We start from the raw sequence: 20,783 nt of genomic DNA on the forward strand, positions 1-20,783 counted from the left end.
CATGCGGAGGGGGACACCTCGGCGGTGTCCCCCTCCTGGTGCAAGGCCGCTACTGCGCGCGGGCCGCGGTCAGATGCGCCGCGTGCTCCTGCAGGGACCGCACGCCGACCTCGCCGCCGCCGAGGGCGTCGATGCCCTGTACGGCCGCTGCCAGTGCCTGGACGGTGGTCAGGCAGGGCACGGCGCGGGCGACGGCGGCGGTACGGATGTCGTAGCCGTCGAGGCGGCCGCCGGTGCCGTACGGGGTGTTGACGATGAGGTCGACCCGGCCGTCGTGGATGAGCTGGACGATGGTCGGCTCCCCGTTCGGGCCGGTGCCCTCACTGTGCTTGCGGACCACGGTGGCCTCGATGCCGTTGCGCTTGAGGACCTCGGCGGTGCCGGAGGTGGCCAGGAGCTCGAAGCCGTGGTCGACGAGCGCGCGGGCCGGGAAGATCATGGCCCGCTTGTCGCGGTTGGCGATCGAGATGAACGCCCGGCCCTTGGTGGGCAGCGCGCCGTAGGCCGCGGACTGCGACTTGGCGTAGGCGGTGCCGAAGACCGCGTCGATGCCCATGACCTCACCGGTGGAGCGCATCTCGGGTCCGAGGATGGTGTCAACACCGCGCCCGGAGGCGTCCCGGAACCGGCTCCACGGGAGCACCGCCTCCTTGACGGAGATCGGCGCGTCCAGCGGCAGGGTGCCGCCGTCGCCGGTCTTCGGCAGGATGCCCTCCGCGCGCAACTCGGCGATGGTCGCCCCCAGCGAGATCCGCGCGGCGGCCTTGGCCAGCGGCACCGCGGTCGCCTTGGAGGTGAACGGAACCGTGCGCGAGGCACGGGGGTTGGCCTCCAGCACGTAGAGGATGTCCCCGGCCAGCGCGAACTGGATGTTGATCAGCCCGCGCACCCCAACACCCTTGGCGATGGCCTCGGTTGAGGCGCGCAGCCGCTTGATGTCGAAGCCGCCGAGCGTCATCGGGGGCAGCGCGCACGCCGAGTCGCCGGAGTGGATGCCGGCCTCCTCGATGTGCTCCATCACGCCGCCGAGGTACAGCTCGGTGCCGTCGTAGAGCGCGTCGACGTCGATCTCGATGGCGTCGTCGAGGAACCGGTCGACCAGCACCGGACGGTCCGGGCTGATCTCGGTGGACTCGGCGATGTACGCCGACAGCCGCGCCTCCTCGTAGACGATCTCCATACCGCGGCCGCCGAGCACATAGGACGGGCGGACCAGGACCGGGTAGCCGATCTCGTCGGCGATGGCCTTCGCCTCGGCGAAGGTGGTGGCGGTGCCGTGCTTGGGCGCGGGCAGGCCCGCCTGGTTGAGCACACGGCCGAAGGCACCGCGGTCCTCGGCCAGGTGGATCGCCTCGGGGGAGGTGCCCACCACCGGCACGCCGTTGTCCTTCAGCGCCTGCGCCAGGCCGAGCGGGGTCTGTCCGCCGAGTTGCACGATGACGCCGGCGATCGGTCCCGCCTGTGCTTCGGCGTGCACGATCTCCAGTACGTCTTCCAAGGTGAGCGGCTCGAAGTAGAGCCGGTCGGAGGTGTCGTAGTCGGTGGAGACCGTCTCCGGGTTGCAGTTGACCATGACGGTCTCGTAGCCCGCGGCCGACAGCGCGAAGGAGGCGTGCACGCAGGAGTAGTCGAACTCGATGCCCTGGCCGATGCGGTTGGGGCCGGAGCCGAGGATGATCACCGCGGGCTTGGTCCGCGGTGCGACCTCGCTCTCCTCGTCGTAGGACGAGTAGAAGTACGGGGTCTTCGCGGCGAATTCGGCGGCGCAGGTGTCCACCGTCTTGAACACCGGGCGGATTCCCAGCGTCTGCCGCACCTCGCGCACGACCTCCTCGCGCAGACCCCTGATCTGCCCGATCTGGGCGTCGGAGAACCCGTAGCGCTTGGCCTCGGCCAGCACCTCGGGGCTGAGCCGGTCGACCGCTGCCAGCTCGTCGGCGATCTCCTTGATCAGGAAGAGCTGGTCGACGAACCACGGATCGATGCGGGTCGCCTCGAAGACCTCCCGCGGCGTGGCCCCGGCGCGGATCGCCTGCATGACGGTGTTGATCCGGCCGTCGGTGGGCACCTTGGCGGCCTTGAGCAGCAGCGCCTTGTCACCGGGGTCGCCGACGAAGGTGAACTGCGAGCCCTTCTTCTCCAGCGAGCGCAGCGCCTTGTTCAGCGCCTCGGGGAAGTTGCGGCCGATCGCCATCGCCTCACCGACCGACTTCATGGTCGTGGTCAGCGTGGCGTCGGCGGCCGGGAACTTCTCGAACGCGAACCGCGGCACCTTGACCACGACGTAGTCGAGCGTCGGTTCGAAGGACGCCGGGGTCTGCTCGGTGATGTCGTTGGGGATCTCGTCCAGGGTGTAGCCGATGGCCAGCCGGGCGGCGATCTTGGCGATCGGGAAGCCGGTGGCCTTCGACGCCAGCGCCGAAGAGCGCGAGACCCGCGGGTTCATCTCGATGACGATGACCCGGCCGTCCTCCGGGTTGACCGCGAACTGGATGTTGCAGCCGCCGGTGTCCACCCCGACCTCGCGGATCACCGCGATGCCGATGTCCCGCAGGACCTGGTACTCCCGGTCGGTCAGCGTCATCGCCGGGGCGACGGTGATGGAGTCACCGGTGTGCACGCCCATCGGATCGAAGTTCTCGATGGAGCAGACGACCACCACGTTGTCGTGCTTGTCGCGCATCAGCTCCAGCTCGTACTCCTTCCAGCCGAGGATCGACTCCTCGAGGAGCACCTCGGTGGTCGGCGAGAGCGTCAGGCCCTGCCCCGCGATACGGCGCAGCTCCTCCTCGTCGTGGGCGAAACCGGAACCGGCGCCGCCCATGGTGAACGACGGGCGGACCACCACCGGGTAGCCGCCGAGCTGCTCGACGCCGGCCAGCACCTCGTCCATCGAGTGGCAGATCACCGAGCGGGCGGACTCACCGTGGCCGATCTTGGCGTTGACCGCCTCCACGACCGTCTTGAACTGGTCGCGGTCCTCGCCCTTGTGGATCGCCTCGACGTTGGCGCCGATCAACTCGACGCCGTACTTGCCCAGGACGCCCTGCTCGTGCAGGGAGATCGCGGTGTTGAGCGCGGTCTGGCCGCCGAGGGTGGGCAGCAGCGCGTCGGGGCGCTCCTTGGCGATGATCTTCTCGACGAAGTCGGGGATGATCGGCTCGACGTACGTGGCGTCGGCGATCTCCGGGTCCGTCATGATCGTGGCCGGGTTGGAGTTGACCAGGATGACCCGCAGGCCCTCGGACTTGAGCACCCGGCACGCCTGGGTGCCGGAGTAGTCGAACTCGGCCGCCTGGCCGATGACGATCGGGCCGGAGCCGATGACCAGGACGGACTGGATGTCGGTGCGCTTAGGCACGCTGGCCCTCCATCAGGGAGACGAAGCGGTCGAACAGGTAGGCCGCGTCATGCGGGCCCGCCGCCGCCTCGGGGTGGTACTGGACGCTGAAGGCGGGGGTGTCGAGGCACTCCAGGCCTTCGACCACGTCGTCGTTGAGGCAGACGTGGGAGACCCGGGCCCGCCCGTACGGGGTCTCGGAGTCGCGGTCGAGCGGCGCGTCCACGGCGAAGCCGTGGTTGTGCGCGGTGACCTCGACCTTGCCGGTGGTGCGGTCCTGCACCGGCTGGTTGATACCACGGTGGCCGTACTTGAGCTTGTACGTGCCGAAGCCGAGCGCCCGGCCCAGGATCTGGTTGCCGAAGCAGATGCCGAAGAACGGCGTGCTGCGCTCCAACACGCCCCGCAGGACGGTCATCTGGTGGTCGGCGGTGGCCGGGTCGCCGGGGCCGTTGGAGAAGAACACACCGTCGGGGCCCACCGCGTAGATGTCCTCCACCGTCGCGGTCGCGGGCAGCACATGCACCTCGATGCCGCGCTCGGCCATCCGCTGCGGGGTCATGGCCTTGATGCCCAGGTCGACCGCGGCGACGGTGAACCTCTTGGTGCCGATCGCCGGAACCACGTACGGCTCGGTGGTGGCCACCTCGGCGGCCAGGTCGGCGCCCTTCATCTGCGGGGACGCCTGGACCTTCGCCAGCAGTTCGGCCTCGCCGGCGATCGCCTCGCCGGAGAAGATCCCGACCCGCATCGCACCGCGCTCGCGCAGGTGGCGGGTGAGCGCACGGGTGTCGATGCCGCTGATGCCGATGACGCCCTGGCGGGTGAGCTCCTCGTCGAGGGAGCGCTGGGCCCGCCAGTTGGACGAGACGCGGGCCGGGTCGCGTACGACATAGCCGGACACCCAGATCCGACCGGATTCCGGGTCCTCGTCGTTGACGCCGGTGTTGCCCACGTGCGGCGCGGTCATCACGACGACCTGGCGGTGGTACGAGGGGTCGGTCAGCGTCTCCTGGTAGCCGGTCATCCCGGTGGAGAACACCGCCTCGCCGAAGGTCTCCCCCACCGCCCCGTAAGCACGACCGCGGAAGGTGCGGCCGTCCTCCAGGACGAGTACGGCGGGGCCGTGTCCGTTCAAGAGCCCCTGTGTCCCCCTGGTGGAGGTGGTCATCGTGCGCCTTCCTTGGTGGTGTTCAGGTCTTCGGCGGTCGCCCCCTGGACGAGCCGCTGCAGGGCGTCGACCCATGCGGGGTGCTCGGCGGGATGCTCGGAGCGGAACCCGGAGTCGATCAGCCGGTCGCCGTGCTGCCAGGTGATCACCAGCAGTCCGCCTTCGGGGACGACCTTGCCCGCGATGCCCTTGTCGAGCCGCGCTCCGCGCAGGGCGGCGGCGGGGATGAAGAAGTCGGCGGCGGCCGGTCGGTGCACCGCGACGCCCTGCTCGGTGAGGGCCAGGTCGACCAGGCTGCGGGTGCCCAGGCCCCGGGCGGCGATCCGGTCCAGCCAGTCACCCGCGGTGGTGCTGGCGTGGTAGCGGCCGGACATGGTCAGCAGCGGCGGCTCGCCGAGGTCGGCGGGGATCTCCGGCAGCTCGGGCAGGTCGGACTGGCGGGCGGCCCGCTTGTGCCAGGCCCGCCACATCAGCCAGTAGACCAGCGCGACGAAGGCCAGCAGCCCGGCGACCCACAGCAGCCGGTCGCTGAGGTCGGTGATCTTCGCGGAGTGCTTGTCAACCGCCTGCGTTACATACGTCGTTGCCGTGTTCACGTGAGCTTCCCGTCCATGACCGTCGCCTTGCCCCGCAGGAAGGTGGCGGTCACCCGGCCCGGCAGCTCAAGCCCCTCGTACGGGGTGTTGCGGCTGCGGGAGGCGAAGCCCACGGGGTTCACCACACCACGGTATGCCGGATCGACCAGCGCGAGGTTGGCGGGCTCACCGACGGCGATGGGCCGCCCGTGGCCGGGCAGACGGCCGATGGCGGCCGGACGGAACGACATCCGGTCGGCGACCCCCGCCCAGTCCAGCAGCCCGGTGTCGACCATGGTGTGCTGGACCACGGACAGCGCGGTCTCCAGGCCCACCATGCCCATGGCGGCGGCGGCCCACTCGCAGTCCTTGTCCTCGTGCGGGTGCGGAGCGTGGTCGGTGGCGACGCAGTCGATGGTGCCGTCGGCCAGCGCCTCGCGCAGCGCGATCGCATCGGCCTCGGTGCGCAGCGGCGGATTGACCTTGTAGACCGGGTTGTAGGAGCGCACCAGTTCGTCGGTCAGCAGCAGGTGGTGCGGGGTGACCTCGGCGGTGACGTTCCAGCCCTTGGACTTCGCCCAGCGCACCAGCTCGACCGAACCGGCGGTCGACAGATGGCAGATGTGCACCCGCGAGCCGACGTGCGCGGCGAGCAGGACATCGCGCGCGATGATCGATTCTTCGGCGACCGCGGGCCAGCCGCGCAGGCCCAACTCGGCGGAGACGATGCCCTCGTTCATCTGGGCGCCCTCGGTGAGCCGGGGCTCCTGGGCGTGCTGGGCGATGACCCCGTCGAAGGCCTTCACGTACTCCAGGGCGCGGCGCATGATCACGGCGTCGTCCACGCACTTGCCGTCGTCCGAGAAGACCCGGACCCCCGCGGCGGAGTCGTGCATGGCGCCCAGTTCGGCGAGCTTCTTGCCCTCCAGGCCGACGGTGACCGCCCCGACCGGCTGCACATCGCAGTAGCCGGACTCCTTGCCGAGCCGCCAGACCTGCTCCACCACACCGGCGGTGTCAGCGACCGGGAAGGTGTTGGCCATGGCGTGCACGGCGGTGTAGCCGCCGATGGCGGCGGCGCGGGTGCCGGTCAGCACGGTCTCGGAGTCCTCGCGGCCGGGCTCGCGCAGATGGGTGTGCAGGTCGACCAGGCCGGGGAGGAGGATCTGCCCGTCCGCCTCGATGACGGTGGCGCTCTCTGCGCTGGACACCGTCAGATCGCTGCCGACGGCGGTGATGGCCTCGTCGACGATCAGCACGTCCTGGGGCTCGGCACCGAGGAGTTTCGCGCCGCGGATCAGGATCTTGCTCATGCTTACTTGGTCTCCTCGGTGCGGTTCTCGGTGGTGATCGCGGGCTCGTTGCCGCCCAGCAGCAGGTACAGGACGGCCATCCGGACGCTGACACCGTTGCCGACCTGCTCGACGGCCGTGCAGCGGCCGGAGTCGGCGACCTCGGCGGTGATCTCCATGCCCCGGTTCATCGGTCCCGGGTGCATGACGATGGCGTGCTCGGGCAGTACGGCCATCCGCGCCGCGTCGAGCCCGTAGCGGCGGGCGTACTCACGCTCGGTGGGGAAGAACGCGGCGTTCATCCGCTCGCTCTGGACCCGCAGCATCATCACGGCGTCGGACTTGGCGAGCACGGAGTCGAGGTCGTAGCTCACCTCGCAGGGCCAGCTCTCCACGCCGATCGGCAGCAGGGTGGGCGGCGCGACCAGGGTGACGTGCGCGCCCAGGGTTCCCAGCAGGTGGACGTTGGAGCGGGCGACGCGGCTGTGCAGAACGTCGCCGACGATGGTGATCCGACGTCCGGCGAGGTCGCGTCCGGTGCCGTCACCGGGGCCCTGGTGGTAGGTGGGGCCGCCGTCGGGGGCGCCCGCCAGGTGGCGGCGCATGGTGAAGGCGTCCAGCAGGGCCTGGGTGGGGTGCTCATGGGTGCCGTCGCCCGCGTTGACCACCGAGCCCTTGATCCAGCCGGAGGTGGCCAGGCGGTGCGGGGCGCCGGAGGCGTGGTGCCGGATGACGACGGCGTCTGCGCCCATCGCCTCCAGGGTGAGCGCGGTGTCCTTGAGCGACTCGCCCTTGGAGACCGAGGAGCCCTTGGCGGAGAAGTTGATGACGTCCGCCGAGAGTCGTTTGGCGGCGGCTTCGAAGGAGATCCGGGTTCGGGTCGAGTCCTCGAAGAAGAGGTTGACGACGGTCCGGCCGCGCAGCGTGGGCAGCTTCTTGATCGGCCGGTTGGCGACCCGGGCCATCTCCTCGGCGGTGTCGAGGATCAGCAGGGCGTCGTCGTGGGTGAGGTCGGCGGCCGAGATGAGGTGGCGCTTCATCGGGTTCACTCCGGAAGGTACGGATATGCGTCAGGGCGGCGACGGGCGCGGCCGTGCTGACACGGTCAGCACGCGGCGGTGTTCGCCCTATTCGTCGTGTGAGCCGGGCGCGACACCCAGCAGAACGCAGTCCCGGCCGTCGTTCTCGGCCAGCTGGACCTTGACGGTCTCGCGCAGTGAGGTCGGGAGGTTCTTGCCGACGTAGTCGGCGCGGATCGGCAGCTCACGATGGCCGCGGTCGACCAGTACGGCGAGCTGTACGGCGCGCGGCCGGCCGATGTCGTTGAGCGCGTCGAGGGCCGCGCGGATGGTGCGCCCGGAGAACAGCACGTCGTCGACGAGGACGACCAGGCGGCCGTCGATGCCGTCGCCCGGGATCTCGGTACGGGCGAGCGCGCGCGCCGGGCCGAGCCGCAGGTCGTCGCGGTACATGGTGATGTCGAGAGCGCCGACCGGCGTCTTACGGCCGGTGATGTCGGCGAGTTTGTCGGCGAGCCGGCGGGCGAGGAAGACCCCGCGGGTGGGAATGCCGAGAAGCACCACGTCGTCGGCGCCCTTGGCGCGTTCGACGATCTCGTGGGCGATGCGGGTCAGGACCCGCGCGATGTCCGGCGCCTCCAGAACTGGGCGCACCGGTGCAGAACGGTCGTCGACCATGGGTCGGAGACCTCCTTCCCCGCCTCACGGGACGGGCATTAAAGGACGTCAGGGGTACGCAGCTACCGTACCAGCCCGGTCGGGCGAGGTTTTTCTGGGGGTCAACCGGAAGCATTCCGCTTGACGAAGCCAAATTACGCTGCGTAACCTCACAGTGAGTTACCAAGTGTCCATCCGGGGAGCCTTATGTCCAGCGATTACGCCAAACAGCTCGGAGCCAAACTCCGGGCAATCCGCACGCAGCAGGGTCTCTCCCTCCACGGTGTCGAGGAGAAGTCCCAGGGCCGCTGGAAGGCCGTCGTCGTCGGCTCCTACGAGCGTGGCGACCGCGCGGTCACCGTGCAGCGTCTCGCCGAGCTGGCGGACTTCTACGGAGTCCCGGTGCAGGAGCTGCTGCCCGGTAGCGCGCCCGGTGGCGCCGCCGAGCCGCCGCCGAAGCTCGTGCTCGACCTGGAGCGGCTGGCCCAGGTGCCGTCCGAGAAGGCCGGTCCGCTGCAACGCTACGCCGCGACCATCCAGAGCCAGCGCGGCGACTACAACGGCAAGGTGCTCTCGATCCGCCAGGACGATCTGCGCACCCTCGCCGTCATCTACGACCAGTCCCCCTCGGTCCTGACCGAGCAGCTGATCGGCTGGGGCGTGCTGGACGCCGACGCGCGTCGGGCCGTACAGCCGGAGGAGGGCTGATCCCATCGGTGCCTCTGGGCACCCGTGATGCAGAAACGTCCCGCTGAGCACATCAGCGCATAAGGGTGGGGCCCGGAACACTGTGTGTTCCGGGCCCCACCCTTATGCGCTCAGTGGGTCACTGGATGCGCAGCGTCGGCTTCAGGTCCTTCAGCCGGGCCAGCAGCCCGTTGACGAAGGACGGCGACTCGTCGGTGGAGAACTCCTTGACGAGCTGCACCGCCTCGTCCAGCACGACGGCGTCCGGGATCTCGTCCTCCCAGAGCAGCTCGTACGCGCCAAGCCGCAGCACATTGCGGTCCACGACGGGCATCCGGTCCATGGTCCAGCCAACCGCGTAGGTGGCGATCAGCTCGTCGACCCGGGCCGCGTGGTCCTCGTACCCCTCGACGAGCCGCATCGTGTACTCGGTGACCGGCGGCTGCCGGTCGTCGGTCCGGGCGAGCCGAATCCAGTCCGCCATGACGGTCCTGGGCGCGGCGCCGCGCTGGTCCGCCTCGAAGAGAATCTGGAAGGCGCGCTTTCGGGCCTTGGTGCGGGCAGCCACGGTTAGCTGTTCACCCGGCCGAGGTAGTCACCCGTACGGGTGTCGACCTTGATCTTCTCACCGGTGGTGATGAACAGCGGGACCTGCATCTCGTAGCCCGTCTCCAGCTTGGCGGGCTTGGTGCCGCCGGTGGAGCGGTCGCCCTGCACACCCGGCTCGGTGTGCTCGATGGTGAGCTCGACGGCGGCCGGGAGCTCGACGTAGAGGACCGAGCCCTCGTGCGTCGCCACGACGGCCTCGAAGCCCTCAAGCAGGAAGTTGGCGGCGTCGCCAACGGACTTGCGGTCGACATGGATCTGGTCGTACGTGTCCATGTCCATGAAGACGAAGTAATCGCCGTCCATGTACGAGAACTGCATCCCACGCTTGTCGACGGTGGCCGTCTCGACCTTCACGCCTGCGTTGAAGGTCTTGTCGACGACCTTGCCGGAAAGCACGTTCTTGAGCTTGGTGCGGACGAAGGCAGGGCCCTTGCCCGGCTTGACGTGCTGGAACTCGACGACGGACCAGAGCTGGTCGCCGTCGAGCTTGAGCACCATGCCGTTCTTGAGGTCGTTCGTGCTGGCCACGGTCGCGGAATCTCCTGAGAGTGCTGCATCGGAAACCAGAAAGCGCCCGCTACAAGGCGAGCAGTTCCTTGGTCGTGATGGTGAGTAGCTCGGGCCCGCCGTCCGCCGCTGGGCGTACGACGAGTGTGTCATCGATCCGGACACCGCCCCGGTCCGGGAAGTGGACCCCCGGCTCGACGGTGACCGGCACACAAGCGTCCAGTTTACCCATGGCTGACGGGGTGAGCCGAGGGTCCTCGTCGATTTCGAGTCCCACGCCGTGTCCGGTCCACGATCCGGCGGCCTCGCCATGCCCCGCCCGCTCCAGTACCTGGCGCGCCGCGAGGTCCACTTCCCGGCAGGCAGCGCCCGGCGCGAGAGCCTCCCGGCCCGCCCGCTGGGCGTCGAAAACCACGTCGTACAGGTCGATCTGCCAGTTCGCGGGCGCGGCGCCGATGACGAACGTACGGCCGACCTCGCACCGGTAGCCGCGGTAGCAGGCACCGAGGCAGACGGTGAGGAAGTCGCCCTCCTCGACCCGCCGGTCCGTGGGGCGGTGCCGGGCGGCACCGGAATGCGGTCCGGTGCCGACGTAGGTGGGGAACGCCGGGCCGTCCGCGCCGTGATCGGCGAGCCGCCGCTCCAGCTCCAGCGCGAGATGGCGCTCGGTGCGGCCGACGAGGATGGACTCCAGTAGCTCGCCCAGCGCCTGGTCGGTGATCTCCGCGGCGATCCGCAGACAGGCGATCTCCTCCTCGTCCTTGACCAGGCGCAGCTGTTCCACGGCCTGCCCGAGGTCGAGGAGGCGCAGGCCCGGTGTGACCGAGGCGATGGCCCGGTGCCGGGAGACGGTCAGATGGTGCTCCTCCACCGCCAGGGTGTCCGCGCCCAGTCCCGGGGCGAGATCGGCCGCGGCCACCGCCGGATCGCCGTCCGGCGACGGTAGGACCACCCGGCGGAGGTCCTCCGGCGGGGTGCCCTCGCCCGGCTCCCCGTACACCCGGCGGCGGTGGACCAGCACGTCCTCCGCGGGCGCCAGCATCAGTACGGCGTCGGACGGCGCCCAACCGGTCAGATAGCGGATGTTGGCGGGGCGGGAGACCAGTGCCGCGGCGGATCCAGCCGCCGCGCACCGCTCCCGTAGACGCATCCGGCGGGAAGCGTGCACCTCGGACATGTGCCGAGCGTACGCGGCACTTGGCCGGCAGACCTCTGGGCGCGTCCGGACGGGTCGCGGATGGGCTTCGGTCAATCGGTCCGGCGATACGGCGTACTGGCCGGACTTCGTGGACGAACATGCTCGTCAAGTACTTGTTCGTAACGAACATGTTCGTTACGGTGCTGGCATGACAGTTCATTCCGACGGGCCGCGCAGTCGCCGGGAGCGGCCGGCCAAGCCGGCGCTGACCCGGCCGGGCATCATCGCCGCCGCGGTGGAGATCATGCGGGGCGAGGGCCTGGAGCGGGTCACCATGCGGCGGCTGGCGCAGCAGCTGGACACCGGCCCGGCCTCGTTGTACGTGTACGTCCGCAACACCGCCGAGCTGCACGCGGCGGTCCTGGACGAGTTGCTCGGCGCGGTCGACCTGACCCCGGTTCACGCCGAGGGCGACTGGCGCGAGCGGCTGGAGACGGTGCTCGTCTCGTATACGACCGTGCTGTTCGAGCACCCCGGGCTGGCCCGGTCGGCGCTGGTGGCGCGCCCCAGCGGGGAGCACTACCTGACGCTGATCGAGGGACTGCTGGCGCTGCTGGACGAGGGCGGCGTTCCGGGCGCCCAGGCCGCCTGGGGAGTGGACGTGCTGCTGCAGCACGCCACCGCGACCGCGGCCGAACACGCCACCCGCGGCAGGGCAGCCGGCGCCCAGCAGGAGTGGGACGCGCTCACCCGGGCCCTGCACGGCGCACGCGAGCAGACGCATCCGCACATCGCCGCACTCGCCGCCGAACTGCTCTCCGGGGCGCCGCAGGACCGGCTGTCCTGGGGATTCCACATGTTGATCAACGGCATCGCCCAGACCCCCAGGCCGACCCCGTCCCAAGAACCACCGCGCCACTGACGGCGCCACCACATCCGCCACAACCTCAGAGGAGCAGCAACATGACCACCCATCACCCCGTCGCCGTCATCGGCGCCGGCCTTGGCGGCCTCACCCTCGCTCGCGTCCTGCACGTGAACGGTATCCAGGCGGCCGTCCTCGATCTTGAGGCGTCACCGACCGCCCGCACGCAGGGCGGCATGCTCGACATCCATGAGGACTCCGGCCAGGTCGCCGTGCACGCCGCCGGCCTGTACGAGGAGTTCAGCGGGCTCATCCACCCCGGCGGTGAGGAGATGCGGATCCTGGACAAGCACGCCATGGTCCACATGGAGGAGAAGGACGAAGGTGGCGGCGGACGCCCCGAGGTCGAACGCGGCCAGCTGCGGGACCTTCTGCTCTCCTCCCTGCCCGAGGGCGCCGTGCACTGGGGTGCCAAGGTCAGCGGGGCCCGTCCGCTCGGGGGCGGTCGCCACGAGGTCACCCTCGCCGACGGCTCTGTCTTCACCACCGACCTGCTGATCGGCGCGGACGGAGCCTGGTCGCGAATCCGCCCGCTGGTCTCCGACGCCACCCCCGCCTACACCGGCGTGTCGCTCGTCGAGCTGGATCTGCTGGACGCCGACACCCGCCACCCGGACAGCGCCGCGCTGCTCGGCGGCGGCATGTTCTTCGCACTCGGCGGGGGCAAGGGCTTCCTCGCCCACCGTGAGCCCGACGGCAGCCTCCACGTCTTCACCGCGCTGAAGGCTCCCGAGGACTGGATCGCCGGCATCGACTTCACCGACACCGACACCGCCAAGGCCGCCGTCCTCACGCACTTCGCCGACTGGGACGACAGCCTCAGGGCGCTGATCCTCGACGCCGACGGCGCGATGGTCCCCCGGCCGGTCCACGCCCTGCCGGTCGGGCACCGCTGGGACCGCATACCGGGCGTCACCCTGCTCGGCGACGCCGCCCATCTGATGTCACCGTTCGCCGGGGAGGGAGCCAACCTCGCCATGCTCGACGGCGCCGAACTGGGCCTGGCCCTCGCCGCCCACCCGGGCGACACGGAAGCCGCGCTCGCCGCCTACGAGCAGGCACTGTTCCCCCGCAGTGAGGCGTCCGCGGCGGCGTCCGCCGCGAACTTGCTCATCTGCTTCCGCGACGACGCGCCCCAGGGCCTGCTCGACGAGTTCGCCTCCCATCAGCAGGCGGACTGAGCCCCGGAACCGTGGGCGGCCGGGCCGGGGACCCCAGCGGGAGGACGGCTACCGGACGGGTGCCCCCGCGATGCTGCGCGCGACGACCTGGTCGAGGGCCTCCGCCGCGGCGGCGACGTCCAGTTGCGAGTTGTCGATGATGGGCAGCCCGGACCCGTACCAACCGGCCATCCGGCCATGGATTCGAGCCACTTCCTCGTCGGACAGCCGACGGTTGCCGCTGCGCTCCGCGTTGCGGGCCAGCACGATCTCCAGACCCGGCAGCAGCACCACCGGCAGCAGCCCGGGGCCGACGTGCCGCTTCCAGCCGCCGAGGCCGACCACCGGCCGATCCGGGAAGACGGCGTCGTCGATGATGCAGGAGATGCCGTTGGCCAGGAAGTTACGGGCGGAGAAGCCGCAGGTACGGCGAGCGAGGCGGTACTGCGCCTCGGAGTGCTCGTTCCAGCCGGACTGCGGGTCGGCGAAGCCGGAACGCACCCATTCGCGGACGTCGTCCAGACTGATGTGCGCGGTCGGCGCGGCACGGTGGTCGGCCCAGTGCCGGGCGATGGTCGTCTTGCCCGCGCCCGCCGGGCCGATGAGCAGCACCGCGACCGGGGCGCGCGAGACGGCCGAGGGGGCCGTCATGGAGGCCGGTGGCGGCAGCTGGACCGGACCTGCCGGGGGCAGCGGGAAATGGCCGGTGGTGGCCGCCGGTGCCGGACCGGGCGCCACGCCCGGCGGCGCCGGCCATGGCGGTGGCACGGCCGGGCCAGGAGCCCCGGGCGGCTCCTGGGGGACCGGGCCGGGACCGGGCTGTCCGTGCGGGGCCGGTGGGATCCAGCCGGCGGCACTCCCGTGCGCCGGGCCGTGAGGCGGTGGCAGCGGCACCCCCACAGCATGCTGCATCTCGGCCACTCCGTCTCCTGCCGATGGAACCGTGTCAGACGCGGCGCGATGGCCGGTCGACACCGAACCGTACCGTCCCTGGCCGCAGTTGTGTGAACGACCAGGGGGCGGTCAAGGTGCCCGGACCTCGTCCGGGACCCGTTCAGGCCGAGATCTCGTCGGCGAGGGCGCGCAGCGCGAGACGGTACGAACCGATGCCGAATCCGGCGATCGTGCCGCTGGCCACGGCCGCGACAACCGAATTGTGGCGGAACTCCTCACGCGTGTACGGGTTGGAGATGTGCACCTCGATCAGCGGTGCGGTGCGCTGCGCCGCCGCGTCCCGCATCCCGTACGAGTAGTGGGTGAACGCTCCCGGATTGAGAACGACCGGAATCGATCCATCGGCCGCCTCGTGCAGCCAGCGGATCATCTCGCCCTCGTCGTTGGTCTCCCGGACCTCGACATCGAAGCCGAGCTGCTTTCCGAGGGCGGTGCACTCCTCGACCAGCCCGGCGTAGGAGGTCGAGCCGTACACATCCGGCTCACGACTGCCCAGACGGCCGAGGTTCGGTCCGTTCAACACGTAGACGGCACGGGTCACTTGGCCACCTCGCCGTAGGCGGCCACCAGCAGGGCGGGGTCGGGACCCTCCAGCACGGTGGGCTTGGCCAAGCCGTCCAGGACGATGAAGCGCAGCCGGTCGCCGCGGGACTTCTTGTCGACCTTCATGGTGTCCAGCAGCCTGGGCCACTGGTCGCCCTTGTAGGTGAGCGGCAGCCCGACCGAGGACAGCACCGCACGGTGCCGGTCCGCGGTGGCGTCGTCCAACCTGCCTGCCAGACGGCCGAGTTCGGCCGCGAAGACCATGCCGACGGAGACCGCCGCGCCGTGCCGCCAGCTGTACCGCTCGTTCTTCTCGATGGCGTGGGCCAGCGTATGGCCGTAGTTGAGGATCTCCCGCAGTCCCGACTCCTTCAGGTCCTGCGAGACCACCTCCGCCTTCACCCGGATCGACCGCTCGATCAGCTCGGCGGTGTGCGGCCCCTCAGGGGTGCGGGCCGCCTGGGGGTCCGCCTCGATGAGGTCGAGGATCACCGGATCGGCGATGAAGCCCGCCTTGATGATCTCGGCCAGCCCGCTGACGTAGTCGTTGACCGGCAGCGTGGCCAGGCAGGCCAGATCGCACAGCACCCCGGCGGGCGGGTGGAAGGCGCCCACCAGGTTCTTACCCTCGGCGGTGTTGATACCGGTCTTGCCGCCGACCGCGGCGTCCACCATCGCCAGCACGGTGGTCGGCACCGCGATCCACCGCACCCCGCGCAGCCAGGTGGCGGCGACGAACCCGGCCAGATCGGTGGTCGCGCCGCCGCCGATCCCGACGATCACGTCGCTACGGGTGAAGTGGGTCTGGCCGAGCACGCTCCAGCAGTACGCGGCCACCTCGGCCGACTTGGCCTCCTCGGCGTTCGGCAGCTGGATGGCGATCGCCTCGTACCCCTGCTCGGCGAGGTCGGCACGGACCGCCTCACCGGTGGCGGACAGCGCCTCCGGATGCAGCACCGCCACGCGCTGAACACCAGAGCGGCGCGCAGCGCCTCCGCTGGGGGCGGTGGTGGACGACGGGTGGGAGCCCCGGCCGATCAACGCGGGCAGCTCGCCCAGCAGTTGGTGGCCGACCAGCACCTCGTAGGGGGCCGTGCCCGCGGTACCCGCGACCTGGATGCGGGTGGGAGTGTCGTTCATACCTTCCTCAGCTCCAGTACGTCGACGACCTGATCTGCGACGTCCTGCGGGGTGCGGTCATCGGTCGACACGACGACACGTGCGACCTGCGTGTACAGCGGGCGGCGGCGCTCCATCAGCTCCCGCCACTGCCGCCGGGGGTTGACCGCCAGCAGCGGCCGGGGCGCATCGAGCCCCACCCGGTGCACGGCGGCCGCCAAACTCACGTCGAGGAAGACCACCGGCCGGCCCAGCAGCGCCTCGCGGGTCCCCTCGTCCATGATCGAACCGCCACCGAGGGAGAGCACACCGGGGTGCTCGGTGAGCGCCGCATGGACGGCGGCCCGCTCCAACCGCCGGAAGTACGCCTCACCGTCCTCGACGAAGATGTCGGAGATGGCCCGACCCTGCTCGGCCTCGATATCGGCGTCGGTGTCCCGGTACGTGGTGCCCAGCCGCTCGGCGAGCACCCGGCCGATGGTGGACTTGCCCGCGCCGGGCGGCCCCACCAGGACGACGACGGGTCCGCGCCCCTCTTGATCGCCCGCCCCCGGACTCTGTCCGGGGGCGCTCCCGCCGCCCGCTCGGCGATTCTGCGGGTCGTGTTCCGGCTGCCCCCCGGCGGCCTCCCGTGCGACGCTCACCGGATCGCCAGGTGGTCGAGGTATCCGGTCACGTTCCGCCGGGTCTCGGTCACCGAGTCGCCGCCGAACTTCTCCGCGACGGCGTCCGCGAGTACCAGCGCCACCATCGCCTCGGCCACGATCCCGGCGGCCGGAACGGCGCACACGTCCGACCGCTGATGATGCGCCTGCGCCGGCTCACCCGTGGCCACATCCACCGTCGCCAACGCCCGCGGCACCGTGGCGATCGGCTTCATCGCCGCCCGCACCCGCAGGAGTTCACCAGTCGTGAGCCCGCCCTCGGTACCGCCCGAGCGGCCCGAGGCACGGCGAACGCCGTCCTCCGTGGCCAGGATCTCATCATGCGCCCGCGACCCCGGCACCCGCGCCAACTCGAAGCCGTCACCGACCTCAACACCCTTGATCGCCTGGATCCCCATCAACGCACCCGCCAACCGGGCATCCAACCGACGATCCCAGTGCACATGCGAGCCCAGCCCCACCGGCACCCCGTAGGCCAGCACCTCCACCACACCACCGAGCGTGTCACCGTCCCGGTGCGCCTGATCGATCTCGGCCACCATCGCCTCACTGGCGACAGCATCCAGACACCGCACCGGATCCGCGTCCAACCGCTCCACATCCGACGGCTTCGGATACACCCCGTACGGCGCCCTGGCCGCACCCAACTCCACCACATGCGACACGATTTCGACGCCCGTGGTCTCCTTCAGATACGACCGCGCCACCGTCCCCAGCGCCACCCGCGCCGCGGTCTCCCGTGCCGAAGCCCGCTCCAGCACCGGACGTGCCTCGTCGAACCCGTACTTCTGCATCCCCGCCAGATCCGCATGACCCGGACGCGGCCGGGTCAACGGCGCGTTACGCGCCAACTCGGCGAGCTCGGCCGGATCCACCGGATCGGCCGCCATCACCTTCTCCCACTTCGGCCACTCGGTGTTCCCCACCATCACCGCCACCGGCGAACCCAACGTCAGCCCATGACGCACACCACCGAGGAACGTGACCTCATCCCGCTCGAACTTCATCCGCGCGCCCCGGCCGTACCCCAGCCGCCTGCGGGCCAAGGCGTCCGCCACCATCCCAGTCGTCACCGGCACCCCGGCGGGCAACCCCTCCAGCGTCGCCACCAGAGCGGGGCCATGCGACTCCCCCGCCGTCAACCAGCGCAACCTACTCAACGGTGCTCCCTCTCTCCTGCGCCCACCGGAAGTCCTCGGACCGCGAACGTCCTCGGAACCGATCCTCCCACGGGACACCGACAAGCCGGGCACCAGTCCGTTGAACGGACACCGCTCAGCGTCCGGCCAGCGCCGCCTCACCGGCCGCGCGCATCGCGGCAAGCGGCCCCGGGCGGCACCCCGTCATCAGCTCGACCTGCAGTACGGCCTGGTGCACCAGCAGGTCAAGGCCGCCCACCACGGCGCCGCCACGCGCCGACCAGGCCGCCGCCAACGGCGTCGGCCACGGCTCGTAGAGCACGTCGAACAGCGCGCCGGGCTGGTCCGGCACCGCGGCCGCGAGCTCGTCGGTCGAGCCCGCGGGAGTGGTGGCGATCACCAGCGGGGCGGTGAAGGCCTCGGCGGCGGCCGACCAGTCCCGGGTACGGACGGCGACGCCGAGCCGTTCTCCCCACTGCCGCATCTCGGCGGCCCGCTGCTCGCTGCGTACGTACACCGTGACCTCGGCCGAGCAGATCCGGGCGAGGGCGGCCAGCGCGGAGGACGCGGTGGCTCCGGCGCCCAGGATCGCGGCGGAGTCGACACGTGCCACACCGCGCTCCCGTAGGGCGGCGACCATGCCGGGGATGTCGGTGTTCTCCCCGACGCGCCGCCCCTCCTCCGTGAAGATCACGGTGTTGACCGCCTCCACGGCGGCGGCGGTGGCGCTGACCTCGTCCAGCAGCGGGATCACCGCACGCTTGAGCGGCATGGTCAGCGACAGCCCGGCCCACGGCACGTCGTCCTCGGCGATCGTGGTGAGGAAACCGGGCAGCGCCGCCTCGTCGATCTCGTGCCGCCCGTACTCCCAGCCCTCCAGGCCCAGGGCCTGGTAGGCGGCACGGTGCAGCACCGGGGAGAGCGAGTGGGCGATGGGTGATCCGAGCACCGCCGCGCGCCGGGGGGGTCGTGCCCCGGAGGTGTTCAGCATCAGCCGCCATGCTCCCGCTGGTAGGCGTTGAAGTCCGCTACGTTCCGCTGGTGTTGCGCCGGGTCGTTGGTGAAGCGGGTGTCCCCCGGCTTGACGGTGACGAAGTACAGCCAGTTGCCGTCGATCGGGTGCAGGGCCGCGTCGATCGCCAGGTGCCCCGGGTTGTCTATCGGCCCGGGCGGCAGGCCCTTGTGCAGATAGGTGTTGTACGGGGAGTTGAAGTGCGTGTCGGCGCTGGTGGTGCGCAGCGTGGAACGGCCCTTGGCGTAGTTGATCGTCGAGTCGAAGCCCAGGGCCATGTTCTGCTGAAGGCGGTTGTAGATGACCCGGGAGACCTTGCCGAAGTCGCCCTTCTCCTGCGCCTCGGCCTGGATGAGGCTGGCGATGATGATGATCTCGTACGGTGTCCTGCCGGCCTTGGCGGCCTGCGCTTCGAGGTCGTCCTTGCCGTACTCGGCCTCGGCCTGCTGGACCATCTGCTTGAGGAAGTCGACCGGTTTGGTGGACTTGCCGATGCTGTACTTGATCGGGAAGAGGAAGCCCTCGGGGTTGCCGTTCGCGTAGGACGGCAGACCGAGGTCGGAGCTCTTGGCGGCCTTCGCCGTGGTGCCGGACGGCAGGCCGAGCTTCTGGTCGACGGCGTCGTAGATCCGGGTGGCGCGCCAGCCCTCGGGGATGATCAGCGAGTCCTGGCTGCTGGGGTTGGTCATCATCGCGACCGCCGCGGCTGCCGACATCTCCTTGTGCAGGGTGTAGACGCCGCCCTGGATGGACTTGTCGCCCGCTGCCTTGGTGAAGGCCTCGACGCTCTTGACGACGTCGTTCTGCTTGAGGATGTTGCCCATCTGGGCCACGGTCGCGCCCTTGGGGATGACCACCTGTACATCGCCGGAGCCGTCGCCGGAGAAGTCGGGCGCGGCGGCGAAGTGCCGCTGCCAGTACCAGTAACCGCCGTAGCCGCCGCCTCCGATGAGTCCGACGAGGACGAGGACCGCGATCAGAACGGCGCACCCGCTGCGCTTCTTCTTCCCCTGGCGCTTCTGCTGCCGGTCGTCGTCCGGCTCTTCCTCGTCATCGTCGTCGCTGTCGACGAAGCGCTCGCGCTCCTCGTCGTCCTCGAGGGAGGCGCCGGTGAAGAAGGGGTGCCGCTCGGGCTCCTCCGCCTCCTCGTGGAACGCCGCCCATTCGGAGGTCTGCTCGACGCCCGGCTGGGCGGAGGCCTGGGCCGGGACATGGCCGCCGTGACCGTAAGGGTCGGCGTGCGCGCTGTCGACGAATACCTGGGCGGGCTGCTGAACATACGTTTCAGCAGGGCCCGCGGCGTATCCGTCGTGCGACGGCACGGGGGTCTGCCCATGCCAGTCGTAGTGCTGCTGTCCGCCGTAGCCCTGACCCTGCGTCTGCTGGGCGTCCCAGTGCGGTTCCTGCGGGTACTGCTGACCGCCGGGGTACTGCGGGTCGCCGTACCCCGGGTCGGCGTACTGCTGCCCGGGGTGCTGCTGCCCGGGGTACTGGGCCTGCGGCGGGTACTGCTGCTGTCCGGCATAGTGCTGGGCGTCCGGATACTGCTGCTGCGGCTGGTGGGGTACCGCGTTGCCGTGCTGATCCCAGCCGCCGTGCTGCGACTGACCACGGTCCCAACCCTGGTCTCCGTAGAGGGGGTCGTCGGGATGCCACGGCTCGGAACCGGGGCCTCGGCCGTAGTCAGTCATGCGTCTCCTGAATCGCGAGGCGGCACGTGGCCGGCGCTTGTGGCGCGGCCCGCATGAGGCCCGCCTCTCCGGCGCGGAACGTTACCGTATCGCGATCAGATGACCACCTCGACGGTCTCGCCGGGCGGCCTGCCGGAGACCCGCTCGGTCTCCAACGCGCTCTGCAGGATCACCACGGCGGCGGCCTGGTCCACAACTGAGCGGCCCTTCCTGGCCTTTACGCCGGAAGCACGCAGGCCATGGGTGGCGGTGACGGTGGACATCCGCTCGTCCACCAGCCGTACCGGGACCGGGGCGATGAGTTTCGCCACATCGTCCGCGAACGCGCGGGCCTTCGCCGCCGCCGGTCCCTCGCCTCCGCTCAGCGAGCGGGGCAGGCCGATGACGACCTCGATGGGCTCGTACTCCTCGACGATCGCGACGATGCGGCGGCGGGCCGCCGGGGCGTCACGTCCGGGAACGGTCTCCACGGGTGTGGCGATCAGCCCGTCGGGGTCGCATGAGGCGACCCCGATCCGGGCGTCCCCGACATCGACGGCGATCCGCCTGCCGCGTCGCATGGTGCTGTCCTCCGTCAGAT

At 70.5% G+C, this 20,783-nt stretch carries 20 protein-coding genes; 3 read left to right on the top strand and 17 right to left on the bottom strand.

The genetic code is table 11. The annotated features are described in order from the left end of the window. Positions 1 to 49: 49 nt before the first annotated feature. The 6 genes from carB to pyrR all read right to left on the bottom strand — a co-directional run bounded on the left by carB (position 50) and on the right by pyrR (position 8,075). Positions 50 to 3,361, bottom strand: coding sequence for a carbamoyl-phosphate synthase large subunit (gene carB, locus P2L57_RS26900; RefSeq protein ID WP_275818672.1), 3,312 nt, complete (start codon positions 3,359 to 3,361; stop codon positions 50 to 52). Further along, positions 3,354 to 4,511 (bottom strand): glutamine-hydrolyzing carbamoyl-phosphate synthase small subunit, encoded by a 1,158-nt coding sequence (gene carA, locus P2L57_RS26905; RefSeq protein ID WP_275818673.1) that lies wholly within the window; start codon positions 4,509 to 4,511, stop codon positions 3,354 to 3,356. Before carA ends, carB begins: the two co-directional genes overlap by 8 nt. Further along, positions 4,508 to 5,107, bottom strand: coding sequence for a PH-like domain-containing protein (locus P2L57_RS26910; RefSeq protein ID WP_275818674.1), 600 nt, complete (start codon positions 5,105 to 5,107; stop codon positions 4,508 to 4,510). Before P2L57_RS26910 ends, carA begins: the two co-directional genes overlap by 4 nt. Then, on the bottom strand, positions 5,104 to 6,399 hold the full coding sequence (locus tag P2L57_RS26915) for a dihydroorotase (RefSeq protein ID WP_275818675.1): 1,296 nt from the start codon (positions 6,397 to 6,399) through the stop codon (positions 5,104 to 5,106). The genes P2L57_RS26910 and P2L57_RS26915 overlap by 4 nt, the downstream gene beginning before the upstream one ends. Before the next feature lie 2 nt (positions 6,400 to 6,401). After that, entirely contained in the window at positions 6,402 to 7,418 is a 1,017-nt protein-coding gene (locus P2L57_RS26920; RefSeq protein WP_275818676.1) for an aspartate carbamoyltransferase catalytic subunit, read from the bottom strand. An 87-nt stretch (positions 7,419 to 7,505) separates the two neighbouring features. Continuing rightward, entirely contained in the window at positions 7,506 to 8,075 is a 570-nt protein-coding gene (gene pyrR, locus P2L57_RS26925) for a bifunctional pyr operon transcriptional regulator/uracil phosphoribosyltransferase PyrR (protein ID WP_275818677.1), read from the bottom strand. A 186-nt stretch (positions 8,076 to 8,261) separates the two neighbouring features. On the opposite strand from pyrR, the gene bldD reads away from it, so the two are divergent. Continuing rightward, positions 8,262 to 8,762 carry a transcriptional regulator BldD gene (gene bldD / locus P2L57_RS26930; RefSeq protein ID WP_255929900.1) on the top strand — a complete coding sequence of 167 codons (501 nt, stop codon included), beginning with the start codon at positions 8,262 to 8,264 and terminating at the stop codon, positions 8,760 to 8,762. Positions 8,763 to 8,880: 118 nt separating this feature from the next. On the opposite strand, the gene nusB is transcribed toward bldD, so the two are convergent. The 3 genes from nusB to P2L57_RS26945 are packed head-to-tail and all read right to left on the bottom strand — an operon-like array spanning position 8,881 to position 11,034. Then, positions 8,881 to 9,309, bottom strand: coding sequence for a transcription antitermination factor NusB (gene nusB / locus P2L57_RS26935; protein WP_275818678.1), 429 nt, complete (start codon positions 9,307 to 9,309; stop codon positions 8,881 to 8,883). Positions 9,310 to 9,311: 2 nt separating this feature from the next. Then, complete coding sequence (gene efp / locus P2L57_RS26940) at positions 9,312 to 9,878, bottom strand: elongation factor P (protein ID WP_275818679.1); 567 nt, start codon at positions 9,876 to 9,878, stop codon at positions 9,312 to 9,314. A 49-nt stretch (positions 9,879 to 9,927) separates the two neighbouring features. After that, complete coding sequence (locus tag P2L57_RS26945) at positions 9,928 to 11,034, bottom strand: aminopeptidase P family protein (protein WP_275818680.1); 1,107 nt, start codon at positions 11,032 to 11,034, stop codon at positions 9,928 to 9,930. A gap of 169 nt (positions 11,035 to 11,203) precedes the next feature. Here P2L57_RS26945 and P2L57_RS26950 point away from each other — a divergent pair, with 169 nt between their 5' ends. Both P2L57_RS26950 and P2L57_RS26955 read left to right on the top strand, forming a co-directional pair. Continuing rightward, the gene (locus tag P2L57_RS26950; protein WP_275818681.1) at positions 11,204 to 11,917 is read left to right on the top strand and encodes a TetR/AcrR family transcriptional regulator; all 714 of its coding nucleotides are present in this window, start codon (positions 11,204 to 11,206) and stop codon (positions 11,915 to 11,917) included. Between the two features lie 41 nt (positions 11,918 to 11,958). Then, complete coding sequence (locus tag P2L57_RS26955) at positions 11,959 to 13,101, top strand: FAD-dependent oxidoreductase (RefSeq protein WP_275818682.1); 1,143 nt, start codon at positions 11,959 to 11,961, stop codon at positions 13,099 to 13,101. A 48-nt stretch (positions 13,102 to 13,149) separates the two neighbouring features. Here P2L57_RS26955 and P2L57_RS26960 read toward each other — a convergent pair whose 3' ends face one another. From P2L57_RS26960 to ruvX, 8 genes are all read right to left on the bottom strand, one after another. Continuing rightward, a complete protein-coding gene (locus P2L57_RS26960; protein ID WP_275818683.1) occupies positions 13,150 to 13,992 on the bottom strand; it encodes an AAA family ATPase in 843 nt (280 codons plus the stop codon). A 142-nt stretch (positions 13,993 to 14,134) separates the two neighbouring features. Next, complete coding sequence (gene aroQ / locus P2L57_RS26965; protein WP_275818684.1) at positions 14,135 to 14,575, bottom strand: type II 3-dehydroquinate dehydratase; 441 nt, start codon at positions 14,573 to 14,575, stop codon at positions 14,135 to 14,137. Further along, entirely contained in the window at positions 14,572 to 15,717 is a 1,146-nt protein-coding gene (gene aroB / locus P2L57_RS26970) for a 3-dehydroquinate synthase (RefSeq protein ID WP_275818685.1), read from the bottom strand. Before aroB ends, aroQ begins: the two co-directional genes overlap by 4 nt. Further along, entirely contained in the window at positions 15,714 to 16,208 is a 495-nt protein-coding gene (locus P2L57_RS26975; protein WP_275818758.1) for a shikimate kinase, read from the bottom strand. The genes aroB and P2L57_RS26975 overlap by 4 nt, the downstream gene beginning before the upstream one ends. A gap of 128 nt (positions 16,209 to 16,336) precedes the next feature. Further along, the gene (gene aroC / locus P2L57_RS26980) at positions 16,337 to 17,521 is read right to left on the bottom strand and encodes a chorismate synthase (RefSeq protein WP_275818686.1); all 1,185 of its coding nucleotides are present in this window, start codon (positions 17,519 to 17,521) and stop codon (positions 16,337 to 16,339) included. A gap of 115 nt (positions 17,522 to 17,636) precedes the next feature. Continuing rightward, positions 17,637 to 18,491: a shikimate dehydrogenase gene (locus P2L57_RS26985; protein WP_275818687.1), complete on the bottom strand. Its 855-nt coding sequence runs from the start codon at positions 18,489 to 18,491 to the stop codon at positions 17,637 to 17,639. Beyond that, positions 18,491 to 20,203, bottom strand: coding sequence for an endolytic transglycosylase MltG (gene mltG, locus P2L57_RS26990; protein WP_275818688.1), 1,713 nt, complete (start codon positions 20,201 to 20,203; stop codon positions 18,491 to 18,493). The genes P2L57_RS26985 and mltG overlap by 1 nt, the downstream gene beginning before the upstream one ends. A 95-nt stretch (positions 20,204 to 20,298) precedes the next feature. After that, positions 20,299 to 20,763: a Holliday junction resolvase RuvX gene (gene ruvX / locus P2L57_RS26995; protein WP_275818689.1), complete on the bottom strand. Its 465-nt coding sequence runs from the start codon at positions 20,761 to 20,763 to the stop codon at positions 20,299 to 20,301. Positions 20,764 to 20,783: the final 20 nt, after the last annotated feature.

Source organism: Streptantibioticus ferralitis (genome assembly GCF_029223525.1).
In the GTDB taxonomy this organism is placed as follows: Bacteria; Actinomycetota; Actinomycetes; order Streptomycetales; family Streptomycetaceae; genus Streptantibioticus_A; species Streptantibioticus_A ferralitis.